The organism is Sphingopyxis sp. (genome assembly GCF_034380315.1).
In the GTDB taxonomy this organism is placed as follows: Bacteria; Pseudomonadota; Alphaproteobacteria; order Sphingomonadales; family Sphingomonadaceae; genus Sphingopyxis.
Genome location: NZ_JAXMPB010000002.1, coordinates 141,031 through 159,090, shown reverse-complemented (window position 1 = coordinate 159,090; position 18,060 = coordinate 141,031). Strand labels below are relative to the sequence as shown.

17 protein-coding genes and 1 tRNA gene are annotated in these 18,060 nt (G+C 62.5%); 12 read left to right on the top strand and 6 right to left on the bottom strand.

Translation table 11 applies throughout. From position 1 onward, the window contains the following. Positions 1–77: transfer RNA gene (locus tag U0S50_RS03780), tRNA-Pro, on the top strand. 237 nt (positions 78–314) lie between these two features. Here the strand turns inward: U0S50_RS03780 and U0S50_RS03775 are convergent. Beyond that, positions 315–599, bottom strand: coding sequence for a hypothetical protein (locus tag U0S50_RS03775; RefSeq protein WP_322307435.1), 285 nt, complete (start codon positions 597–599; stop codon positions 315–317). A gap of 412 nt (positions 600–1,011) precedes the next feature. Between U0S50_RS03775 and ettA the strand changes: the two genes are divergently transcribed. Continuing rightward, a complete protein-coding gene (ettA, locus tag U0S50_RS03770; protein ID WP_322307434.1) occupies positions 1,012–2,691 on the top strand; it encodes an energy-dependent translational throttle protein EttA in 1,680 nt (559 codons plus the stop codon). 5 nt (positions 2,692–2,696) lie between these two features. After that, positions 2,697–3,143 (top strand): PaaI family thioesterase, encoded by a 447-nt coding sequence (locus U0S50_RS03765; protein WP_322307433.1) that lies wholly within the window; start codon positions 2,697–2,699, stop codon positions 3,141–3,143. 62 nt (positions 3,144–3,205) lie between these two features. Here U0S50_RS03765 and U0S50_RS03760 read toward each other — a convergent pair whose 3' ends face one another. Both U0S50_RS03760 and U0S50_RS03755 read right to left on the bottom strand, forming a co-directional pair. Next, positions 3,206–3,691: an arsinothricin resistance N-acetyltransferase ArsN1 family B gene (locus tag U0S50_RS03760; RefSeq protein WP_416194948.1), complete on the bottom strand. Its 486-nt coding sequence runs from the start codon at positions 3,689–3,691 to the stop codon at positions 3,206–3,208. A 287-nt stretch (positions 3,692–3,978) separates the two neighbouring features. Beyond that, complete coding sequence (locus U0S50_RS03755) at positions 3,979–4,620, bottom strand: carbonic anhydrase (RefSeq protein ID WP_322307431.1); 642 nt, start codon at positions 4,618–4,620, stop codon at positions 3,979–3,981. Positions 4,621–4,682: 62 nt separating this feature from the next. Between U0S50_RS03755 and lipA the strand changes: the two genes are divergently transcribed. Both lipA and U0S50_RS03745 read left to right on the top strand, forming a co-directional pair. Then, positions 4,683–5,612 (top strand): lipoyl synthase, encoded by a 930-nt coding sequence (lipA, locus tag U0S50_RS03750; protein ID WP_416194947.1) that lies wholly within the window; start codon positions 4,683–4,685, stop codon positions 5,610–5,612. Positions 5,613–5,619: 7 nt separating this feature from the next. Then, positions 5,620–6,090 carry a type II toxin-antitoxin system RatA family toxin gene (locus U0S50_RS03745; RefSeq protein ID WP_322307429.1) on the top strand — a complete coding sequence of 157 codons (471 nt, stop codon included), beginning with the start codon at positions 5,620–5,622 and terminating at the stop codon, positions 6,088–6,090. Here the strand turns inward: U0S50_RS03745 and U0S50_RS03740 are convergent. Together U0S50_RS03740 and U0S50_RS03735 are read right to left on the bottom strand one after the other, a co-directional pair. Further along, a complete protein-coding gene (locus U0S50_RS03740; RefSeq protein ID WP_322307428.1) occupies positions 6,074–6,628 on the bottom strand; it encodes a CinA family protein in 555 nt (184 codons plus the stop codon). The genes U0S50_RS03745 and U0S50_RS03740 overlap by 17 nt on opposite strands. A gap of 3 nt (positions 6,629–6,631) precedes the next feature. After that, on the bottom strand, positions 6,632–7,816 hold the full coding sequence (locus U0S50_RS03735) for a bifunctional 2-C-methyl-D-erythritol 4-phosphate cytidylyltransferase/2-C-methyl-D-erythritol 2,4-cyclodiphosphate synthase (RefSeq protein ID WP_322307427.1): 1,185 nt from the start codon (positions 7,814–7,816) through the stop codon (positions 6,632–6,634). 95 nt (positions 7,817–7,911) lie between these two features. Here U0S50_RS03735 and dusB point away from each other — a divergent pair, with 95 nt between their 5' ends. From dusB to hflX, 7 genes are all read left to right on the top strand, one after another. After that, positions 7,912–8,910, top strand: coding sequence for a tRNA dihydrouridine synthase DusB (gene dusB / locus U0S50_RS03730; RefSeq protein ID WP_322307426.1), 999 nt, complete (start codon positions 7,912–7,914; stop codon positions 8,908–8,910). Further along, positions 8,907–10,004: a two-component system sensor histidine kinase NtrB gene (locus U0S50_RS03725; protein WP_322307425.1), complete on the top strand. Its 1,098-nt coding sequence runs from the start codon at positions 8,907–8,909 to the stop codon at positions 10,002–10,004. Before dusB ends, U0S50_RS03725 begins: the two co-directional genes overlap by 4 nt. Further along, the gene (locus U0S50_RS03720) at positions 10,001–11,422 is read left to right on the top strand and encodes a sigma-54 dependent transcriptional regulator (protein WP_322307424.1); all 1,422 of its coding nucleotides are present in this window, start codon (positions 10,001–10,003) and stop codon (positions 11,420–11,422) included. Before U0S50_RS03725 ends, U0S50_RS03720 begins: the two co-directional genes overlap by 4 nt. Positions 11,423–11,528: 106 nt before the next feature. Beyond that, the gene (locus U0S50_RS03715; protein ID WP_322307423.1) at positions 11,529–13,817 is read left to right on the top strand and encodes an ATP-binding protein; all 2,289 of its coding nucleotides are present in this window, start codon (positions 11,529–11,531) and stop codon (positions 13,815–13,817) included. Beyond that, on the top strand, positions 13,807–15,186 hold the full coding sequence (locus U0S50_RS03710; RefSeq protein WP_322307422.1) for a sigma-54 dependent transcriptional regulator: 1,380 nt from the start codon (positions 13,807–13,809) through the stop codon (positions 15,184–15,186). Before U0S50_RS03715 ends, U0S50_RS03710 begins: the two co-directional genes overlap by 11 nt. Before the next feature lie 117 nt (positions 15,187–15,303). Then, the gene (hfq, locus tag U0S50_RS03705; protein WP_322307421.1) at positions 15,304–15,810 is read left to right on the top strand and encodes an RNA chaperone Hfq; all 507 of its coding nucleotides are present in this window, start codon (positions 15,304–15,306) and stop codon (positions 15,808–15,810) included. Between the two features lie 19 nt (positions 15,811–15,829). Then, positions 15,830–17,176, top strand: a complete 1,347-nt coding sequence (gene hflX / locus U0S50_RS03700; protein ID WP_322307420.1) for a GTPase HflX — start codon at positions 15,830–15,832, stop codon at positions 17,174–17,176. On the opposite strand, the gene mazG is transcribed toward hflX, so the two are convergent. Further along, positions 17,154–17,879 (bottom strand): nucleoside triphosphate pyrophosphohydrolase, encoded by a 726-nt coding sequence (mazG, locus tag U0S50_RS03695; RefSeq protein WP_322307419.1) that lies wholly within the window; start codon positions 17,877–17,879, stop codon positions 17,154–17,156. The two genes, hflX and mazG, sit on opposite strands and share 23 nt — an antisense overlap. Positions 17,880–18,060 lie beyond the last annotated feature (181 nt).

Genomic DNA, 18,060 nt, shown 5'->3' with positions numbered 1-18,060 from the left:
CGGGGAGTAGCGCAGCCCGGTAGCGCGCCTGCTTTGGGAGCAGGATGTCGCAGGTTCGAATCCTGTCTCCCCGACCAAATTCCTTGAAAAGCTGGAAAAATCCTGCTGCGCAGGCAAGGTCCGCGCAGTCGCGGCGGGTGCCTTGTGCCCGGTCGTATCTACGAAACATCGCATGGATGCAGTCGACGCGGCAACGTTCGACCGCGCGATAGGTTTGCAAATGGAGCGGCCCAGAACGCGCCCACGAAAAAAGGCGGCCTTCCCGAAGGAAGACCGCCCTTTTCGTTTCGGTCATTGCCCCGAAGGGCTACGACTTACTTCTTTTCTTCAGCCGGAGCGGCCGGAGCAGCGGCGGCATCAGCGGCCGGAGCAGCAGCGGTCGCAGCAGCGTCGGCCGGAGCAGCAGCTTCGGCACCGGCAGCGGCGGCTTCGGCGCCAGCAGCGGCGGCGTCGGCGCCAGCAGCAGCGGCGTCGGCGCCTTCTTCTGCAACAGCTTCAGCAGCCGGAGCTTCGGTGGTGGCTTCTTCAGCAGCCTTTTCACCGCAAGCGGCGAGGGCGAACATGCTGGCAGCAACGGCGATAGCAGCAAACTTCTTCATGATGTGTGGGCTCCCTAAAATGCCTTTCCGCGATGGGGAATCTTTCCCGTCCCGCGAGCGGCGGGATTTAGCCGTTCCGCATGAATCGTCAACAAAAATAATTGAGATGGTCGAGTATGGCGGGAATCCGTCATTGCACGGAAACAATCATGGTAAGTGCTATCGCCGCACCGGATGAGAATCGCAAGCATTGCGTCCGCGTCACCCATTCTCGGCCTGCGGGGCCGCGCCATCGGCGGTAATGTCGCTCCTGCCTTGATGGCTTCTATATATAGGGGGCTATAGGGCAGGCGCTAGCGCTCCGAAGCGGGCGTGGCGGCGGGCAAGCCCGATTGCCAAGCGCGCGCCCATTCGCTAACCGGCGGCCAACTCTTCCGGCCGCCAACGCGGCCCAGCCTCTACCGGAGCATTTATGGCCGCCCAATATAGTTTCGTGATGAAGGGTCTGACCAAGACCTATCCCGGCGCGCAAAAGCCGACCCTTAACGGCATCCACCTGCAATTCTATCCCGACGCCAAGATTGGTATCGTCGGCCCGAACGGCACCGGCAAGTCGACGCTGATGAAGGTTATGGCCGGCATCGACAAGGATTTTACCGGCGAAGCATGGCCGGGTGAAGGGATCACCGTCGGCTATCTGGCGCAGGAACCGCAGCTCGACCCCAACAAGACGGTCAAGGAAAATGTCATGGACGGGGTCCGCCCGGTCGCCGACATGCTCGACCGTTTCAACGAGATCAGCGCGTTGATGGCCGATCCGCCCGCGGACGCCGATTTCGATGCTCTGATGGAGGAAATGGGCACGCTGCAGGAAAAGATCGACGCAGTCGATGGCTGGACGCTCGACAACCAGCTCGAAATCGCGATGGAAGCGCTACGCTGCCCGCCGGGCGACTGGAGCGTGGAAAATCTGTCGGGCGGCGAAAAACGCCGCATCGCGCTCACCCGTCTGCTGCTCGAAAAGCCGTCGATCCTGCTGCTCGACGAACCGACCAACCACCTCGATGCCGAAAGCGTCGCGTGGCTCGAAAAGCATCTGGTCGATTATCCGGGTAACGTCATCCTCGTCACCCACGATCGCTACTTCCTCGACAATGTCGTCAACTGGATCCTCGAACTCGATCGCGGCCGCTACTTCGTCTATGAAGGTAATTATTCGACCTATCTCGAAAAGAAGGGCAAGCGCCTCGAACAGGAAGCGCGCGAAGATCAGGGGCGCCAGAAGGCGATCAAGGACGAACTCGAATGGATCCGGCAGTCGCCCAAGGCGCGCCAGGCCAAGTCGAAGGCGCGTATCAAAAGCTTTGACCAGCTGGTCGAAGCGCAGGAAAACCGCACCCCCGGAAAGGCTCAGATCGTCATCCAGGTTCCGGAACGCCTGGGCGGCAAGGTCATCGAGGTCAGCAATATTTCTAAGGCCTATGGCGACAAATTGCTGTTCGAAGATCTGTCCTTCACGCTGCCGCCGGGCGGCATCGTTGGCGTCATCGGTCCGAACGGTGCCGGCAAGTCGACCCTGTTCAAGCTGATCACCGGCCAGGAACAGCCCGACAGCGGCAGCGTTGCGATCGGCGACACCGTGCGCCTCGGCTATGTCGACCAGAGCCGCGACGCGCTGGACCCCAACAAGAATGTCTGGGAAGAAATTTCGGGCGGCCACGACATGATGACGATCGGCAAGCACGAGATGCAGACCCGCGCCTATGTCGGCGCCTTCAATTTCAAGGGCACCGACCAGCAGAAAAAGGTTGGCATGCTGTCGGGCGGTGAACGCAACCGCGTCCACATGGCCAAGATGCTGAAGGCCGGCGGCAATGTCCTGCTGCTCGACGAACCGACCAACGATCTCGACACCGAAACGTTGGCGGCACTCGAGGAAGCGCTCGAAAATTTCGCCGGCTGCGCGGTGGTGATCAGCCACGACCGCTTCTTCCTCGACCGCCTCGCGACGCATATTTTGGCGTTCGAAGGCGACAGCCATGTCGAATGGTTCGAAGGCAATTTCGAATCCTATGAAGAGGACAAGATCCGCCGCCTTGGCGAAGGTGCGACGCGCCCGCACGCGACGACCTATAAAAAGCTGTCGCGCTGATCGGCATGGGCGAGGGGGCGGCGCCCATTTCATCGAGCGCGATCCGCCTGGACGCGGACGCGCTCAACGCCTTCATGGCAGAGGCGTTTCCGCAGTCGAAGCCGGGATCGCGCGGCGAAGTGCTGTCGGCGGCGCCCGGCCATATCCGGGCGCGGCTGGTCCCGAATGAACAGGCGCTACGGCCCGGCGGGCTGATTTCAGGGCCGACCCAGATGGGCTTTGCCGACATGGCGGCCTATGCGCTGGTCCTTGCCCATATCGGCCCCGTGGCGATGGCGGTGACGAGCGCGCTCAACTATCAGTTCCTGCGCCCGTGCCGCCCGGGGCCGATTTTTGCCGACGCTCATATGCTGCGCCTCGGCAAGCGGCTTGCCGTCATGGATGTACGGATTTGGGCCGATGATGCCACCAAACCGGTCGGGCAGGCCAATGTGACCTACGCCATTCCCTGACGCCGCCATATGCTCGCGGCGCCGCCGCGATGATGGAGGGACGAAATGGCGGCGACGGTAATTTACAGCCGCCGTTGCCACCATCCGACATCATGCCATGCCCCAAGCTTCCGGCCAACCTCTCGATAAACGCCTATCGCGGTAAAGCCGAACGCTTCGTGCAAGGCCACGCTGGCGTCGTTGGGGAGTGCGATTCCGGCGAAGGCGGCGTGATATCCCCGATCTGCGGCGGCGGGAAGCAGGCATTGGTAAAGCGCACGCCCGACACCGCGTCGCTGGGCGTTGCCGCCGACATAAACCGTGACATCCACTGAGTGGCGATACGCCGCTCTGGATCGATGGGGACCGGCATAGGCATAACCTAATAGCGCGCCGGCCTCCTCGGCCACGAAATAAGGATAGTCTCGTGCCGTCTCGTCGATCCGGCTCGCTATCTCGCCAACGCTCGGCGGGATTTCTTCAAATGAGACGGCGGTATCGCGAACGAACGGGGCGTAGATCGCCTGTATCGCTTCCGCGTCGCTTGCCATGACCTTTCTGATCCGCATCGAACTGGCCGGCCTTTCGCTATGAAGCGGTCATACTGCCGCCAAGAGCCGGGATATCAGGAATCGCCGCCCCGGCCAGCGTTCGCTTTGCGATCACGCCGAACAACGGCTCTCCGAAAGTCACCCGCGGTGTGGGTTCATATTTGGTTCGGAGCCCCGCCGAATGGCGTCGGGCGCGACGACAACCTCGTTCCCATGGTCATTCGAAGCGCTAACGGGAAAGGAAAATCTCTATTTTACAGCTTCTTGCGTGGCGAGGTTGAGGCTTAAAATCCCTTGCCGAGGCGTCAGGCCGGGGCGAAGCCGCCTGTCGACTCGTCCAGTATGTGAAGGATGCCGTCACTGATCGCGAAAAAGGCACCCCGCAGTTTCAGGGTGCCGCGCTTTTCCTTTTCCTGAATGCACGGGAAGCTGCGCAGATTGTCGATGCTGACCTTTACCGCCGCCATTTCCATCGCGCGGCCTGCCTCGCGTGTATCGAGCTGCTCGCCATGGCTTGCGCGCACTTCAGCGCTGGCATCGTCTAGCAACGCGATCCAGTCGGCGATAAAGCCGCCGCGTCCCGGTTCGGCGCCCTCCATCGTGCGATGGAGCGCGGCGTGGCAGCCACCGCAAAGGCCGTGGCCCATCACGACGATTTCCTCGACCTTCAGAAACTGGACCGCGAATTCCAGCGCCGCGGAAACGCCGTGCCGACCCGGGGTCGTTTCAAAGGGCGGAACCAGCGCCGCAACGTTGCGGACGACGAATATCTCGCCCGGGTGGGTGTCGAAAATCTGCGATGGTTCGACCCGGCTGTCTGAACAGGCGATCACCATCACCTTGGGCGATTGCCCCTCTGCCAACTCTTCCCATCGTTCGCGCTGCAACTGCCATCCGGCGTTACGGAAACGGCGATATCCTTCGACGAGGTCGGTGAAGCGAGTCATGGCTGCGCTTTAGCAGAAGAAGCGAGGTTGAGAAGAGCGTCGTGCGCGACTATGTGGGCGCCATGACCGCTCCATTGCAACCGTCGCCCAGCCAACGCGCCCGCAAACCCGACTGGATCCGCGTCAAGGCGCCCACCAGCCCAGGCTATGCCGAGACGCGCAAGCTGATGCGCGATCTCAATCTCAACACGGTGTGCGAAGAGGCGGCGTGCCCGAATATCGGCGAATGCTGGACCAAGAAGCATGCGACGGTGATGATCCTTGGCGACACCTGCACCCGTGCCTGCGCCTTTTGCAACGTCAAGACCGGGATGCCCCGGGCCGTCGACCTGCTCGAACCCGAACATACGGCGATCGCGGCGGCCAAGATGGGGCTGTCGCATATCGTCATCACATCGGTCGATCGCGACGACCTGCCCGACGGCGGCGCCAGCCAGTTCGTCAAGGTGATCGAGGCGCTGCGCCGCGAAACCCCGACGACGACGATCGAAATTCTGACCCCCGATTTCCGGAACAAGCCGGAAAGCGCGGTCGCGGCGATCGTCGATGCGCGTCCCGATGTCTATAATCACAATCTGGAAACCGTACCCCGGCTTTACCCGACGATCCGTCCCGGAGCGCGCTATTATGCTTCGCTGCGGCTGCTTGAGAGCGTGAAGCGCCGTGATCCGTCGATTTTCACCAAGTCTGGCATCATGCTCGGCCTGGGTGAAGAGCGGATGGAGGTTCATCAGGTGATGGACGACATGCGCAGCGCCGACATCGATTTCATGACGATGGGCCAGTATCTGCAACCCACGCCGAAACATGCGAAAGTGATCGATTTCGTCACGCCGCAGGCATTCGACGCCTATGCGCAGATCGCGCGCGCCAAGGGGTTCCTGCAGGTCGCATCGTCGCCGCTGACGCGCTCCAGCTATCACGCCGGCGATGATTTCGAGCGTATGCGCGCCGCGCGCGAAGCCCAGCTTGCGCGCACGGCGGCCGGCTGATCGCGCATTGCCAAGGCATCACGAAAGCCGCGTCCTGCCGTACAGCGACGAACAGATGTTCGCGCTGGTCACCGACATTGCGCGTTATCCGGAGTTTCTGCCCTGGATCATCGCGCTGCGCGTTCGCAGCGATAGCGAGCATGAGGCTGTTGCCGACATGATCGTGGGCTTCAAGGGGCTACGCGAAAGCTTTTCCTGCCGCGTCCACAAGCAACGCCCGTGCGAGGTCGTCGTGAGCTATATCGACGGTCCGATGCGCCATCTCAGCAACGAATGGCGTTTCGAACCGCTCGCCGAGGGCGGTTGCCGGGTCGATTTCATGGTCGATTTCTCGTTCCGCAACCGGATGTTCGAGGTGCTGGCGGGGCAGATGTTCGACAAGGCGCTCAGAAAGATGATCGCCGCATTCGAGGCGCGGGCCGATATACTCTATGGTCCGGCCCTGGGCGGAGAACAGGCTGCTACGCCGGCAGCGTGACATCCTCCGATGGGCGCAGCGCATCCCTTTCGGGCTGCAGCAGGTCGAGGGCGAACATGGTCGCTGCATGGCGAATCGCCGCGCGGTCACCGCCGTCAAATTGCACGCGCTGGGTGAAATAATCGTCGGGATCCTGCCCGCGCAGCGCGCGAGCGAAAGCGACGAGCCCGACCGGCTTCTTTTCGGTGCCACCGCCCGGCCCGGCGATGCCGGTGATGGCGACCGCGACATCGGCATCGCTGTTGGCCAGCACGCCCGCAACCATGGCCCAGGCCGTTGCCAGCGACACCTCGCCAAAGGTTTCCAATATCTCGCCACTGACGTCGAGTTGGCGTTTCTTGGCATCGGCCGAATAGGTGACGAAGCCTGCCGTAAAGACGTCGCTGCTGCCCGCGATATCGGTCAGGGCAGCGGCGACCATGCCGCCGGTGCAACTTTCCGCCACGGCGACCTTGCGCCCTGCGGCGCGATTGCTCGCCAGGGCGGCGTCGGCAGCTTCTTCCCGCGCGGTCTGGCGCGTTTCGACGTCATGCGGCACGGCTCAATTCTCCGGAAGTTTCAGGGTCGCAACGGCCTGAGCGGCGATCCCTTCACGGCGGCCGGTAAAGCCCAGCCGCTCGGTGGTTGTTGCCTTCACACTAACCCGGTCCAGCGGAATGGCAAGAATTTCGGACAGGCGGGCCCGCATGGCGGGGCGATGCGGGCCGATTTTCGGTGCTTCGGCAATGATGGTCAGGTCGACATGTTCGATCCGCCCGCCGCGCGCCGCAACACGGTCGGCGGCAAAAGCAAGGAACCGGTGCGAGGCGGCGCCCCGCCATTGCGGGTCGCTGGGCGGAAAATGGTCGCCAATATCGCCGTCGGCCAAGGCACCCAGAATGGCGTCGGTCAGCGCGTGAAGCGCGACATCGGCATCGCTATGCCCTTCAAGTCCATGACTATGCTGGATTTCCACTCCGCCGATCCACAACGGCTTATCGGGTACAAGGCGATGGACGTCATATCCCATGCCAACAGCGGTTCGCATCATTCGATCTTGCCCCAAAAGTCCGGCGAGGATCGTCATGTCCTCGGCATAGGTCAGTTTGTGAAGCCGGGCGTCGCCCGGCACCGTCTGAACGGGAACGCCCATTTGCCGAACGAGTTGTGCATCGTCGGTCGCGGGCGCGCCAGTCGCCGCCGCCGCGGCATGGGCGCGGCGCAGCGTTCCAAGGCGAAAGCCCTGTGGTGTCTGCACCCGGGCAAGCGCGCCGCGATCGACGGTATCGCCCGCTTCGCCTGCGTCTTGCCGGACGAGTGTGTCGGGGACGGGAAGGGTCGGAATGACCGCCTCTGCGCTACTCAGCGCCGCGAGCAGCCGGTCGATCGTCGCGGCGGTCAGGCCGGGACGTGCGGCGTCGTGGACCAAGACGAGCGTCTCGTCGCTCCAGTCCGAGAGCGACTGGAGGGCGTGATCCACCGATTGTTGGCGCTCGATGCCGGGCTCGGCGGTTTTCCAGCCATTGGGCAAGCCATCGAGGGCCGCCATGACGTCAGCATTCGCAACCAATACGCCGCCGGATATGGCCGGGTGTGCCGCAAAGGCGTCGAGGCTCCATTGCAGCACCGGCTTGTCGCCGAGCAGTTCGAGCTGTTTGGGACGGCCGAAGCCGGCACGGTGTCCAGTGCCGCCGGCGAGCAGCACGGCGATGACCGGTGGGAAGGGGGAGGGGACGGAGTCAGGCATGTCCCGCGCGGGTTAGCGCAGCGCCGCCTTGCGGGAAAGCCGCTTAACGTGTAGGGCGCTGCTCAAAATTTAGGCAGTTTTCGAAAGCAATCGCCATGGCGCCACTGCGGCCCATCCAGATCGGCAACATCAGCATCGCGGATCCCGTGATTCTCGCGCCCATGACGGGCGTGACGGATTTGCCGTTCCGCAAGCTTGTCCGCTATTATGGTTCGGGTCTCAATGTCACCGAAATGATCGCCAGCCAGGCCGCGATCCGCGAGACGCGCCAGTCGATCCAGAAAGCCGCATGGGATCCGGTCGAGGAGCCGGTTTCAATGCAGCTTGTCGGTTGCACCCCCTATGAAATGGGCGAGGCGGCAAAGCTTAACGAGGATCGCGGCGCTGCGATCATCGATATCAACATGGGCTGCCCGGTGCGTAAGGTCACGAACGGTGACGCCGGATCGGCTTTGATGCGCGACCTGAAGCTGGCCGCCGCGCTGATCGACGCCTGCGTCAAGGCGGTGTCGGTTCCGGTGACGGTCAAGATGCGCATGGGGTGGTGCCACGACAGCCTGAACGCCCCCGAACTCGCCCATATCGCGGAGGATTTGGGTGCGAAGCTCGTGACGGTTCACGGCCGCACCCGCAACCAGATGTATCGCGGCACGGCGGATTGGGGTTTCGTGCGGGGCGTCAAGGAGGCCGTGTCGATCCCGGTGATCGTCAACGGCGACATCTGTTCCCCGGACGATGCTCGGACGGCGTTGGCACAAAGCGGTGCCGATGGCGTTATGATCGGCCGCGGGGCTTATGGTCGGCCGTGGCTGCTGGGCCAGGTCATGGCGGCGCTGCGCGGCGAGGCGGAACGACCCGACCCCGGCGTTGATGAACAATATGACGTCATTACATCGCATTATCGCGCGATGGTCGACCATTATGGCGAGATGACCGGCGTCAATATGGCGCGCAAGCACCTGGGCTGGTATGTCAAGGGCCTGCCCGGATCGGCGGAGTTCCGCAATCGCGTGAACCAGATTCCCGACAGCCGCTCCGTATTGGAAGCGCTCGAGCAATTTTACGATCCGTTCCTGAGCAAGGCCGCTGCGTGACCGCGCCGACGTCGAGCATTCCAGCGTTCGACCATGACGAGTTGATCCAGTCCCACCCCGTTGCCACCCTGTTGATCGACAGAAACGGCGTGCTGTTGTTCGTCAACGCCGCGGCGGAGCAGCTTTGCAACACCGGGCGATCGGCCATGATCGGGCGGGTCATCCATGACGTCATCGCCATGGACCGTGGATGCCGAAAACGGATGCAGGACCCCACGACATCAGCGCTTTTTGCCCATCGCGCCGAAATTTCGGTGGGTGGTCGCCGATCGATCTTCGTCGATATGCAGATGGCCCCGTTGGGCGCGAGCGGCCATCGTGTTCTGGCGCTCCAGCCTTCGCAGAGCGAAACCGAGTTGATGGGCGGGGCGATCGGGCGATCGGGGCGCGCGGCCGGAGCCGCGGCATCGATGCTGGCGCACGAGATCAAGAACCCCCTGGCGGGGATAAAGGGCGCAGCACAGCTTTTGGCGCGAAAGGCCGATCCCGACGGCGAGCGCTTCACCAGCCTGATCTGTGCCGAAGTCGATCGCATCACCAACCTGATCGACCAGATGGAACATTTCTCGCGGGGGCAGCCGATCTCCTGTGCCGGGATCAACCTGTACCAGCCCATCCATCAAGCGATGGAAACCGTCCGCGCCCGGCAGTTTCCGGGCGTGCGCTTTGCCGAAGACTATGACCCCTCGCTGCCGCTGGTGCATGGCAATCATGACGCCGTGGTGCAGATATTGATCAATCTTTTGACCAATGCCTGCGAGGTACTGAGCGGATGGAACGATGGTGTCGTGCGCCTGACCACGGCCTATCGCCACGGGTTGTCGATCGATAATGGCGATGGTCGCGGTCGTATCGCCTTGCCGATCGAAGTCAGTGTCAGCGACAATGGCCCCGGCGTTCCCGCAGATATTCGCGGCGACCTATTCGCTCCTTTCGTTACGACAAAACGCGACGGCCGCGGACTGGGGCTGGCGCTGGTCGCCAAGCTTGCGCGCGACATGGGGGGGACGGCCCAGCATGTCCGCGACGGCGACTGGACACGCTTTCGCGTGCACTTGCCCGCAAGCGACGGCGTAACGGGGAGGGGGGGATGAGCCGCGACAAGACGATCCTGCTTGTAGAGGATGACGCAGCGATCGCGATGATCATCCGCGAGAGCCTTTCGGACGAATGCGGACGGTTCGTGTCCGTGACCAGCCTTGCCGAACGCAATGCGTGGCTTGCGGACAATCGGGCCGACCTGATTATCTCAGATGTCGTGCTTCCAGACGGCGACGGTATCGATTCTCTGCCCGGTTCGGGCATGGTTGCCGGAACGCCGGTCATCGTGTTGTCAGCCCAGAACACGCTCGACACGGCCGTTCGGGCGACGGGGATCGGCAGCTATGATTATCTGCCCAAACCCTTTGACCTCGAGGAACTGACCGCCAGCGTCCGGTCGGCACTGCAACGCAGTGGCGCGGAGGCGGCCGCGCGCGTCCCCCCGACCCCGGCGGACAGCCACGGACTTGTGGGACGGGCGCCGGCCATGCAGGCAGTGTACCGCACGATTGCTCGGCTCGCATCGAACGACCTCGCCGTTCTGATCCTTGGCGAATCGGGCACGGGCAAGGAGGTTGTCGCGCGGGCGATCCATGCCACCGGACTGCGGCGAAACGGCCCCTTCGTTGCAATCAATATGGCTGCCATCCCGCGCGAACTGATCGAGGCCGAGTTGTTCGGCCATGAAAAGGGCGCATTTACCGGCGCGCACAGCCGCAACGCCGGGCGGTTTGAACAGGCCGCTGGCGGCACGCTGTTCCTCGATGAAATCGGCGACATGCCGCTGGAAGCGCAAACGCGGTTGCTTCGCGTCCTGCAAACCAATGAATATTCGACCGTGGGGGGCAGCCAGTCGCTCAAGGCCGATGTGCGCGTTGTCGCTGCGACGCACCGCGACATGCGCGCGCTGATCGCCGATGGTCGTTTCCGCGAAGATTTATTCTATCGGCTCAATGTCATTCCCGTGACGCTGCCGCCGCTGCGCGATCGGCGGAGCGATATTGCGGCCCTCGTTCGCCATTTCGTCGATGCAGGCCGCGCATCCGGTCTTCCCGATCGTCAGTTTTCTCCTGCCGCCATGCAGATTCTCGAACGCCATGATTGGCCGGGCAATGTCCGCGAACTGGGCAATGTGGTCCAGCGGCTGGCGGTGCTGTCGCGTGACACCATGGTGTCGCCCCGCGATGTCGAGGGCGTGTTGCTCGACAGCCGGGAGGGCGTGCTGCCGCTGGCGCCTGCCGACATGATCGCCCGCGCGGTTGACGACTGGGCGAGAGAAGCGCTGTCGAGCTCGGCAAGTGATGGGCATATTCACGCTGCACTCGAAGCCATTGTCGAACAGGCCCTGCTACGCCGGACCTTGCGTGAGGTGCGCGGCAACCAGCTCGAGGCGGCGCGCCGGCTCGGCATCAATCGCAACACGCTGCGCAAGCGGCTCGGGCAACTCGATATCGACCCCGCGCGCCCCTGAATTCGGCCTGTCGGGGCAGAGTGACATCAAATAGCGTTCAAATGGTGCGCTCCGGCCACATATTGTGTTTTCCATGCAACAGGTTTGTCGTATCACGGCAACAATGATGCCCTCCGCATCCTTGGCTGGCGATCGCGATTCCGACGAGCAAAACGCGCGCGGACGCGGCTGGCACTTTGCCGCGCCCGAATATTATACGCTGGCGCTGGTCATCAGCATCGCCGTTGCGACCTATATTTTCGTGACCGGCGACGCCCAGAGCGAAAGGCTGCTGACTCCGGCGCTGGTGGCCGCGATCATGGTAGCCAATCTGGTGCCGGCGATGGCGCTGATCGTCCTGGTCGGAAGCCGCGTGGCGCGGGCGCGTGCCGTGCGATCGATGGCGGGCGGCAGCGGCCGTTTGCACGTGCGGCTGGTCGCCCTGTTTTCGATGATCGCTGCGGTTCCGACCCTGCTCGTCGCGATTTTTGCATCGCTGCTCTTTCAGTTTGGCGTCGATTTCTGGTTTTCGGACCGTTCGCGCGGAATGTTCGAGAATGCCGCCAGCCTGGCCGAAGGCTATTATCAGGAGAACCAGCGCGAAGTCGGGGCCAATACCATTGCGATGGCCACCGATATTGGCCGCTATATCGAGCGAGGATCGACCGACGATCCGGGTTTTTCGAACTTCTACCTCCAGCAGGTGGTGATCCGGAATCTCAATGAATCGGCGGTGATCGAAATCGGGAAAGACGGCGTGGCGCGTACGGCTGCGGCGATCGACCCCGACAATCGCGCGGCCGATAACCGCTTGTCGCCCGCGATGGTTGCGCGGCTCGATGCTGGCGAGGACGTCGTCGTCCTTCGTCAAGCCGACCGGATCGAGGCGGTATCGCGGCTGCCCGGAACGCGCCGCGCCTATCTTTATGCATCGCGCGATTTCAATGTCCCGGGATTCCAGCAATCGGTGCGCGCGCGAACCGTTCTTGCCGATTACAACAACCTGTTTCAGCGCTCGCAACTGCTTCAACTTCAGTTCAACGGAGCCCTGTATCTTGGCTCGTTGCTGCTGCTCGCGCTTGCGGTGATCGCCGCGATCGTGGTCGCCGACCGCATCGTCAGGCCGCTGGGAACGCTGATCGGAGCGACCCGCACCGCGGCGGGCGGTGACCTGTCCGTTCGGGTGACGCCGCCTGCGCGCGACGACGAAATTTCGGTGCTGACCCGTGCGTTCAATCGCATGACCGAACAATTGGAAGGCCAGACAGGCGCGCTGGTCAGCGTGAACGAACAGCTCGAGGCTCGGCGCAGCTTTATCGAGGCGGTCCTCAGCGGCGTGTCGTCGGCCGTCGTGTCCGTGAACGCCCGGCACCGCATCCTGCTGGCCAATGCGGCGGCCGAACAACTCATCGGCCAGAGCGCGGCAGACTTGACCGGTCAGGCGCTTGCCGATGTCGCGCCCGAACTCGCGCGCCTGCTCGAAAGCGACGAGCATGAAGCGATCGTCCAGCTGGTCCGTAAGGACGCCGAACCGGCGACACTGGCGGCCAAGGCCGTGGCGCAAGGCGATGGTTTTGTCCTGAGTTTCGAGGATATCACCCAGCAGCTTCTGGACCAACGCCGTGCCGCATGGTCCGATGTGGCACGCCGCATCGCGCATGAAATCAAAAACCCCCTGACCCCCATTCAGCTTGCCGCCGAACGGCTTCAGCGGCGGTTTGGGAACAAGGTCGAAGGCGATGAGGCAACCTTCCGCAAGCTGACCGATACGGTCATCCGCCAGGTGCACGACATGCGGCGCATGGTGGACGAATTTTCGAGTTTTGCTCGCATGCCCAAGCCGACATTCGGTGCAGAGGACGTCCGCGACATTCTTCGCCAGGCCGTCTTCCTGTTCGAGGTCGCAAAGCCCGAGATCGCGTTCAGCGTCCAGACGCCGACCGAAATCGAACCGCTGGTCTGCGACCGCCGCCTTCTGTCGCAGGCCATGACAAACATCGTCAAAAATGCGGTCGAAGCGATCGAAGAAAAATCGAAAGCATCGGACGTAGCGCCGATCGGCCATATTCACGCCGAACTCGATTTGGGCGAGCGGGGAGAAATGGTGATCCGGATCACCGACGATGGGATCGGATTGCCCGAGGCGCGCGACGCCATCGCCGAGCCCTATATGACGACCCGCCAGGGCGGGACCGGGCTGGGACTCGCCATCGTCAAGAAGATCGTCGAGCAACATTATGGCGACCTGGAGTTTTCCGACAACTCGGCAGGTCAGGGAACCTGCGTGACCTTGACGCTCTATCCCGACCGGCTTCGTCCGCTTGCGGGCAAGGGGGGAGATCTGATGGCGGGGCAGGTGGAATCGGTGCCGGGGCGGGTACGCAACCGGAAAGACAGAGAAGAATATGGCGCTTGATATTTTGATCGTCGACGACGAACGCGACATTTGTGACCTGGTCGCCGGGGTGATGGAGGATGAAGGCTATGAAGCCCGCACCGCGTCGGACAGCGACGCCGCGCTGGAGGCCATACGTCAGCGGCGCCCGTCGCTGGCCCTGATCGACGTCTGGCTTCAGGGATCGCGGCTTGACGGGCTTGGCCTCGTGGAAGCGATCAAGGCCTTCGATCCGACGCTGCCGATCATCGTCATTTCCGGGCACGGCGGCATCGACACGGCGGTCGCCGCGATCCGGCGGGGGGCATTCGACTTTATCGAAAAGCCGTTCGAGGCCGAACGATTGCTGCATCTTGTCGCGCGCGCGACCGAGAATGAACGGCTGAAGTTCGAATATGAGCAACTGCGTGAAAAGGCGGGCCCTGCCGACGAACTCAATGGGAACAGCGCCGCGATCAACAATGTCCGGGCCACGCTAAAGCGTGTCGCCGGGACCGGAAGCCGCGTTCTGATCACCGGGGCGCCGGGGGTCGGAAAGGAAGTTGCGGCGCGTGTGCTGCACGGTTGGAGCGGCCGACAAAATGCGCCTTTCCGTGTCATATCCTCGGCGCGCATGGACCCGGAAACGGTAGAGCTTGAACTGTTCGGCGCCGAGGCCGACGATGGTTCGATACGGGTCGGTCTTCTCGAACAGGCGCATGGCGGGACGCTTTTCCTGGACGAGGTTGCGGACATGCCGCTGACGACCCAGGGCAAGATATTGCGGGTCCTGACCGATCAAAGTTTTACCCGCGTGGGCGGACGCACGATGATCCGCGTGGATGTCCGGATCATTTCGGGGTCGGCACGCGACCTGATGACCGAAATCACCGAGAGCCGGTTTCGCGAGGATCTATACTATCGTTTGAACGTTGTGCCGGTCCATATTCCGCCGTTGCGGGAGCGCCGTGACGATATCGCCAGCCTGTGCGATCATTTCATCCGCCGCTATGCCGCCGATCGCCACGCGCCGCCGCCGGAAATCAGTGCAGAGGCCATGGCCGCGCTACAGGCGCATGAATGGCCAGGCAATGTCCGTGAATTGCGCAATGTGATCGAGCGGGTGATGATCCTCGCACCGAGTGAACGCCTGTCGCGGATCGATCTGGATATGCTGCCGACCGAACTGGTTCGCGGCGGAACGGATATCCTGCCCAACAGCGAATCGATCACGGCAATCCCGCTCAAGGAGGCGCGAGAGAATTTCGAGCGCGAGTATTTACGTATTCAGATCAATCGTTTTTCAGGAAATATTTCCCGCACGGCGGCATTTATCGGCATGGAACGCTCGGCTTTGCACAGGAAATTGAAACTATTGGGGCTGACGGAGAGTTCAGAGGGGGAGGGGTAGCGGCTTTACGCTAGACCTTGATCTTGCTTTGCCGCATATTGCCAATGCGAAGAAGGTCTAAGCAGCCGGAAAACCGGCACCGCATTGCGGCTTTGCCGCCAAGAACAGGAGGCCAATGTGTCCGACAAGAATCAGAATCTCCAGGATATTTTCCTTAACGCCCTGCGCCGCAGCAAAACCCCCGTGACGATGTTCCTCGTCAAGGGCGTGAAGCTGCAGGGAATTATTACCTGGTTCGACAATTTCTCGCTGTTGCTCCGTCGCGACGGCCAATCGCAGCTTGTTTACAAGCATGCGATCTCGACGATCATGCCCTCGCATGATTTCGACCTGTCACTGCTGGGCGACGCCGTCCACAATCCGCCGCCACCGAAAGGAAAGGCGCTTCAGGACGTGTTCCTGAATGCCGTACGCCGGTCCGATGAATCGGTAACGATGTTTCTGGTGAACGGCGTGATGCTGCAAGGCGACATCGCGGCTTTCGACCTGTTCTGTATGTTGCTGGAGCGTGAGCGGCAGGTGCAGCTTGTCTATAAGCATGCCATTTCGACGGTCCAGCCGAATGGCCCGATCAACCTGACCGACAATGGCGATGGCGACGAAGCCGGCGGGGACGACGCCTGACCATTTCCTGTGATGACCGATGACCGACAATAGCGAAGGCGAAGTCACGCGCGGCGCTGCAGCGCTGTTGGTCGTGCCGGAATGGCATGGCCAGCGGTTGTCGCGCGATCTGGAGGCCCGGTCGGAAGAGGCACGCGGCCTGGCGATTGCCATCGGGCTTCAGGTGGCTGCGGTGCACCCGTTGCGGCTGCGCCAGACGCGGGCGGCAACACTGATCGGGGTTGGGCAGATCGAAGCGATCAAGCCCGACATCGCCGCGCACGGGGTGCAGTTGGTGATCGTCGATGCCGCGCTGACCGCGATTCAGCAGCGCAATCTGGAAACCGAATTCGGCACGAAGGTGATCGACCGCACGGGACTGATCCTCGAAATCTTTGGGGAACGTGCGGCGACCGCCGAAGGGCGGATGCAGGTGGAACTGGCCCACCTCGATTATCAAGCCGGGCGGCTCGTGCGTAGCTGGACGCACCTCGAACGCCAGCGCGGCGGGTTCGGATTTCTGGGCGGCCCCGGCGAAACGCAAATCGAGGCCGACCGCCGGATGATTCGCAACCGGATGGCGCGTATTCGCCGCCAACTGGAAGATGCGCGCCGGACGCGCCAGCTTCAGCGTGCCAAGCGGCAGCGTGCACCATGGCCCGTTGTCGCGCTGGTCGGCTATACCAACGCCGGAAAATCGACATTTTTCAACCGACTGACGGGTAGTGACGTCATGGCGGAAGATATGTTGTTCGCAACGCTGGACCCCACGATGCGTGAAATTCGCCTGCCTGGTATCGACAAGGCCATTCTGTCCGACACGGTCGGTTTTGTGTCCGACCTGCCAACCGAGCTGGTGGCGGCGTTCCGTGCGACGCTGGAGGAAGTGACGACGGCGGACCTGATCGTCCATGTCCGGGATATCGTCCACCCGGACAGCGAGGCGCAGTACGACGATGTTCGCGCGATCCTGGACTCGCTCGGCGTCAATGGGCCGACCGATGGGCATGGGGACGACGCCCCGATATCGGCAGTTCCGCAGATAGAGATTTGGAACAAGATCGATACCGCCGAACCTGACCGCCGCGCGGACATAGAGGAAATGGCGGGACGACGCAGCGACGTTGCGGTCATCTCGGCCGAAACCGGTGAAGGCGTCGAGCAGGCGCGAGCATTGATGGCGGCAGAACTGACGGCCCGTCACGAATTGACGCGCATTTTCCTACGCTTTGATCAGGGCGATGCGATGGCGTGGCTTCACGCGCGCGGCGACGTGCTTGCCGACGATATCGATCGGGACGGGCATGTTCTGACCGTCCGGCTGGACCCAGCCGACCGGGCGCGCTTCCGGCGGCTATGGCCGGCTAGCGACGCTCCGACGTCTTGACCGCCTGCCAATGCGCTTCCAGCGCGTCGAGCGACAAATCTGGCAATTCGGTCCCGGCGCGTGCTTCGACGGCTTTGAAGCGTTGCGCGAATTTATCGTTGGCGCGGCGAAGCGCGCTTTCGGCGTCGACGCCAAGATGGCGCGCATAATTGACCACCGCGAACAGCAGGTCGCCGACCTCTTCCTCGCGTTCCGCGTCGTTCCGCGCAGCAGCGATCTCGCCCAGCTCTTCGGCGATCTTGTCGCGTGGCCCTTCGCTATCGGGCCAGTCAAAACCGACCCGGGCCGCTCGTGCCTGCAGTTTCTGCGCGCGTAGCAATGCGGGAAGGGACAGCGCCACGCCGGCGAGTGCACTTTGCGGCCCGTCTGCGTCGCGTTCGGCCGCCTTGATCGCTTCCCATTGCTGACGGACATCGGCTGTATCGCAATTGCCGAAGATATGCGGATGGCGGCGTTCCATCTTGTCCGAAATCGCGTCGGCGACATCGTCAAAGCCGAACAGTCCCTTGTCGGTCGCTATCTGCGCGTGAAAGACAACCTGAAGCAACAGATCGCCAAGCTCGTCGCAAATAGCCGCGGGCTTCCCCGATGCGATGGCATCCGCAACCTCATAAGCCTCCTCGATCGTATAGGGAGCGATCGTGTCGAAATCCTGCGCCAGATCCCATTCGCAACCGCCATCGGGATTGCGTAACTGCCGCATGATAGCGCGCAATCGTTCGATAGGGGGAGGCGAGGTCGTGACGGTTGCTTCAGACATGATGTTAAACCAAATTCAAAATGGGACTTTTTCGAGCCAGCGAGAATGAGCCTGTGAGGCGGGTAACCATGCCACCCTGGCTGGGCGCTGGAGTTCCGACATAGCGCAACGCTGCCCCGGCTCA

Excerpts from the sequence above, each read along its gene's own strand:
- U0S50_RS03775 (WP_322307435.1), bottom strand. The coding sequence starts at position 599 with ATGAAGAAGTTTGCTGCTATCGCCGTTGCTGCCAGCATGTTCGCCCTC.
- ettA (WP_322307434.1), top strand. The coding sequence starts at position 1,012 with ATGGCCGCCCAATATAGTTTCGTGATGAAGGGTCTGACCAAGACCTAT.
- U0S50_RS03765 (WP_322307433.1), top strand. The coding sequence starts at position 2,697 with ATGGGCGAGGGGGCGGCGCCCATTTCATCGAGCGCGATCCGCCTGGAC.
- U0S50_RS03760 (WP_416194948.1), bottom strand. The coding sequence starts at position 3,691 with ATGCGGATCAGAAAGGTCATGGCAAGCGACGCGGAAGCGATACAGGCG.
- U0S50_RS03755 (WP_322307431.1), bottom strand. The coding sequence starts at position 4,620 with ATGACTCGCTTCACCGACCTCGTCGAAGGATATCGCCGTTTCCGTAAC.
- lipA (WP_416194947.1), top strand. The coding sequence starts at position 4,683 with ATGACCGCTCCATTGCAACCGTCGCCCAGCCAACGCGCCCGCAAACCC.
- U0S50_RS03735 (WP_322307427.1), bottom strand. The coding sequence starts at position 7,816 with ATGCCTGACTCCGTCCCCTCCCCCTTCCCACCGGTCATCGCCGTGCTG.
- dusB (WP_322307426.1), top strand. The coding sequence starts at position 7,912 with ATGGCGCCACTGCGGCCCATCCAGATCGGCAACATCAGCATCGCGGAT.
- U0S50_RS03720 (WP_322307424.1), top strand. The coding sequence starts at position 10,001 with ATGAGCCGCGACAAGACGATCCTGCTTGTAGAGGATGACGCAGCGATC.
- U0S50_RS03715 (WP_322307423.1), top strand. The coding sequence starts at position 11,529 with ATGCCCTCCGCATCCTTGGCTGGCGATCGCGATTCCGACGAGCAAAAC.
- U0S50_RS03710 (WP_322307422.1), top strand. The coding sequence starts at position 13,807 with ATGGCGCTTGATATTTTGATCGTCGACGACGAACGCGACATTTGTGAC.
- hflX (WP_322307420.1), top strand. The coding sequence starts at position 15,830 with ATGACCGACAATAGCGAAGGCGAAGTCACGCGCGGCGCTGCAGCGCTG.
- mazG (WP_322307419.1), bottom strand. The coding sequence starts at position 17,879 with ATGCGGCAGTTACGCAATCCCGATGGCGGTTGCGAATGGGATCTGGCG.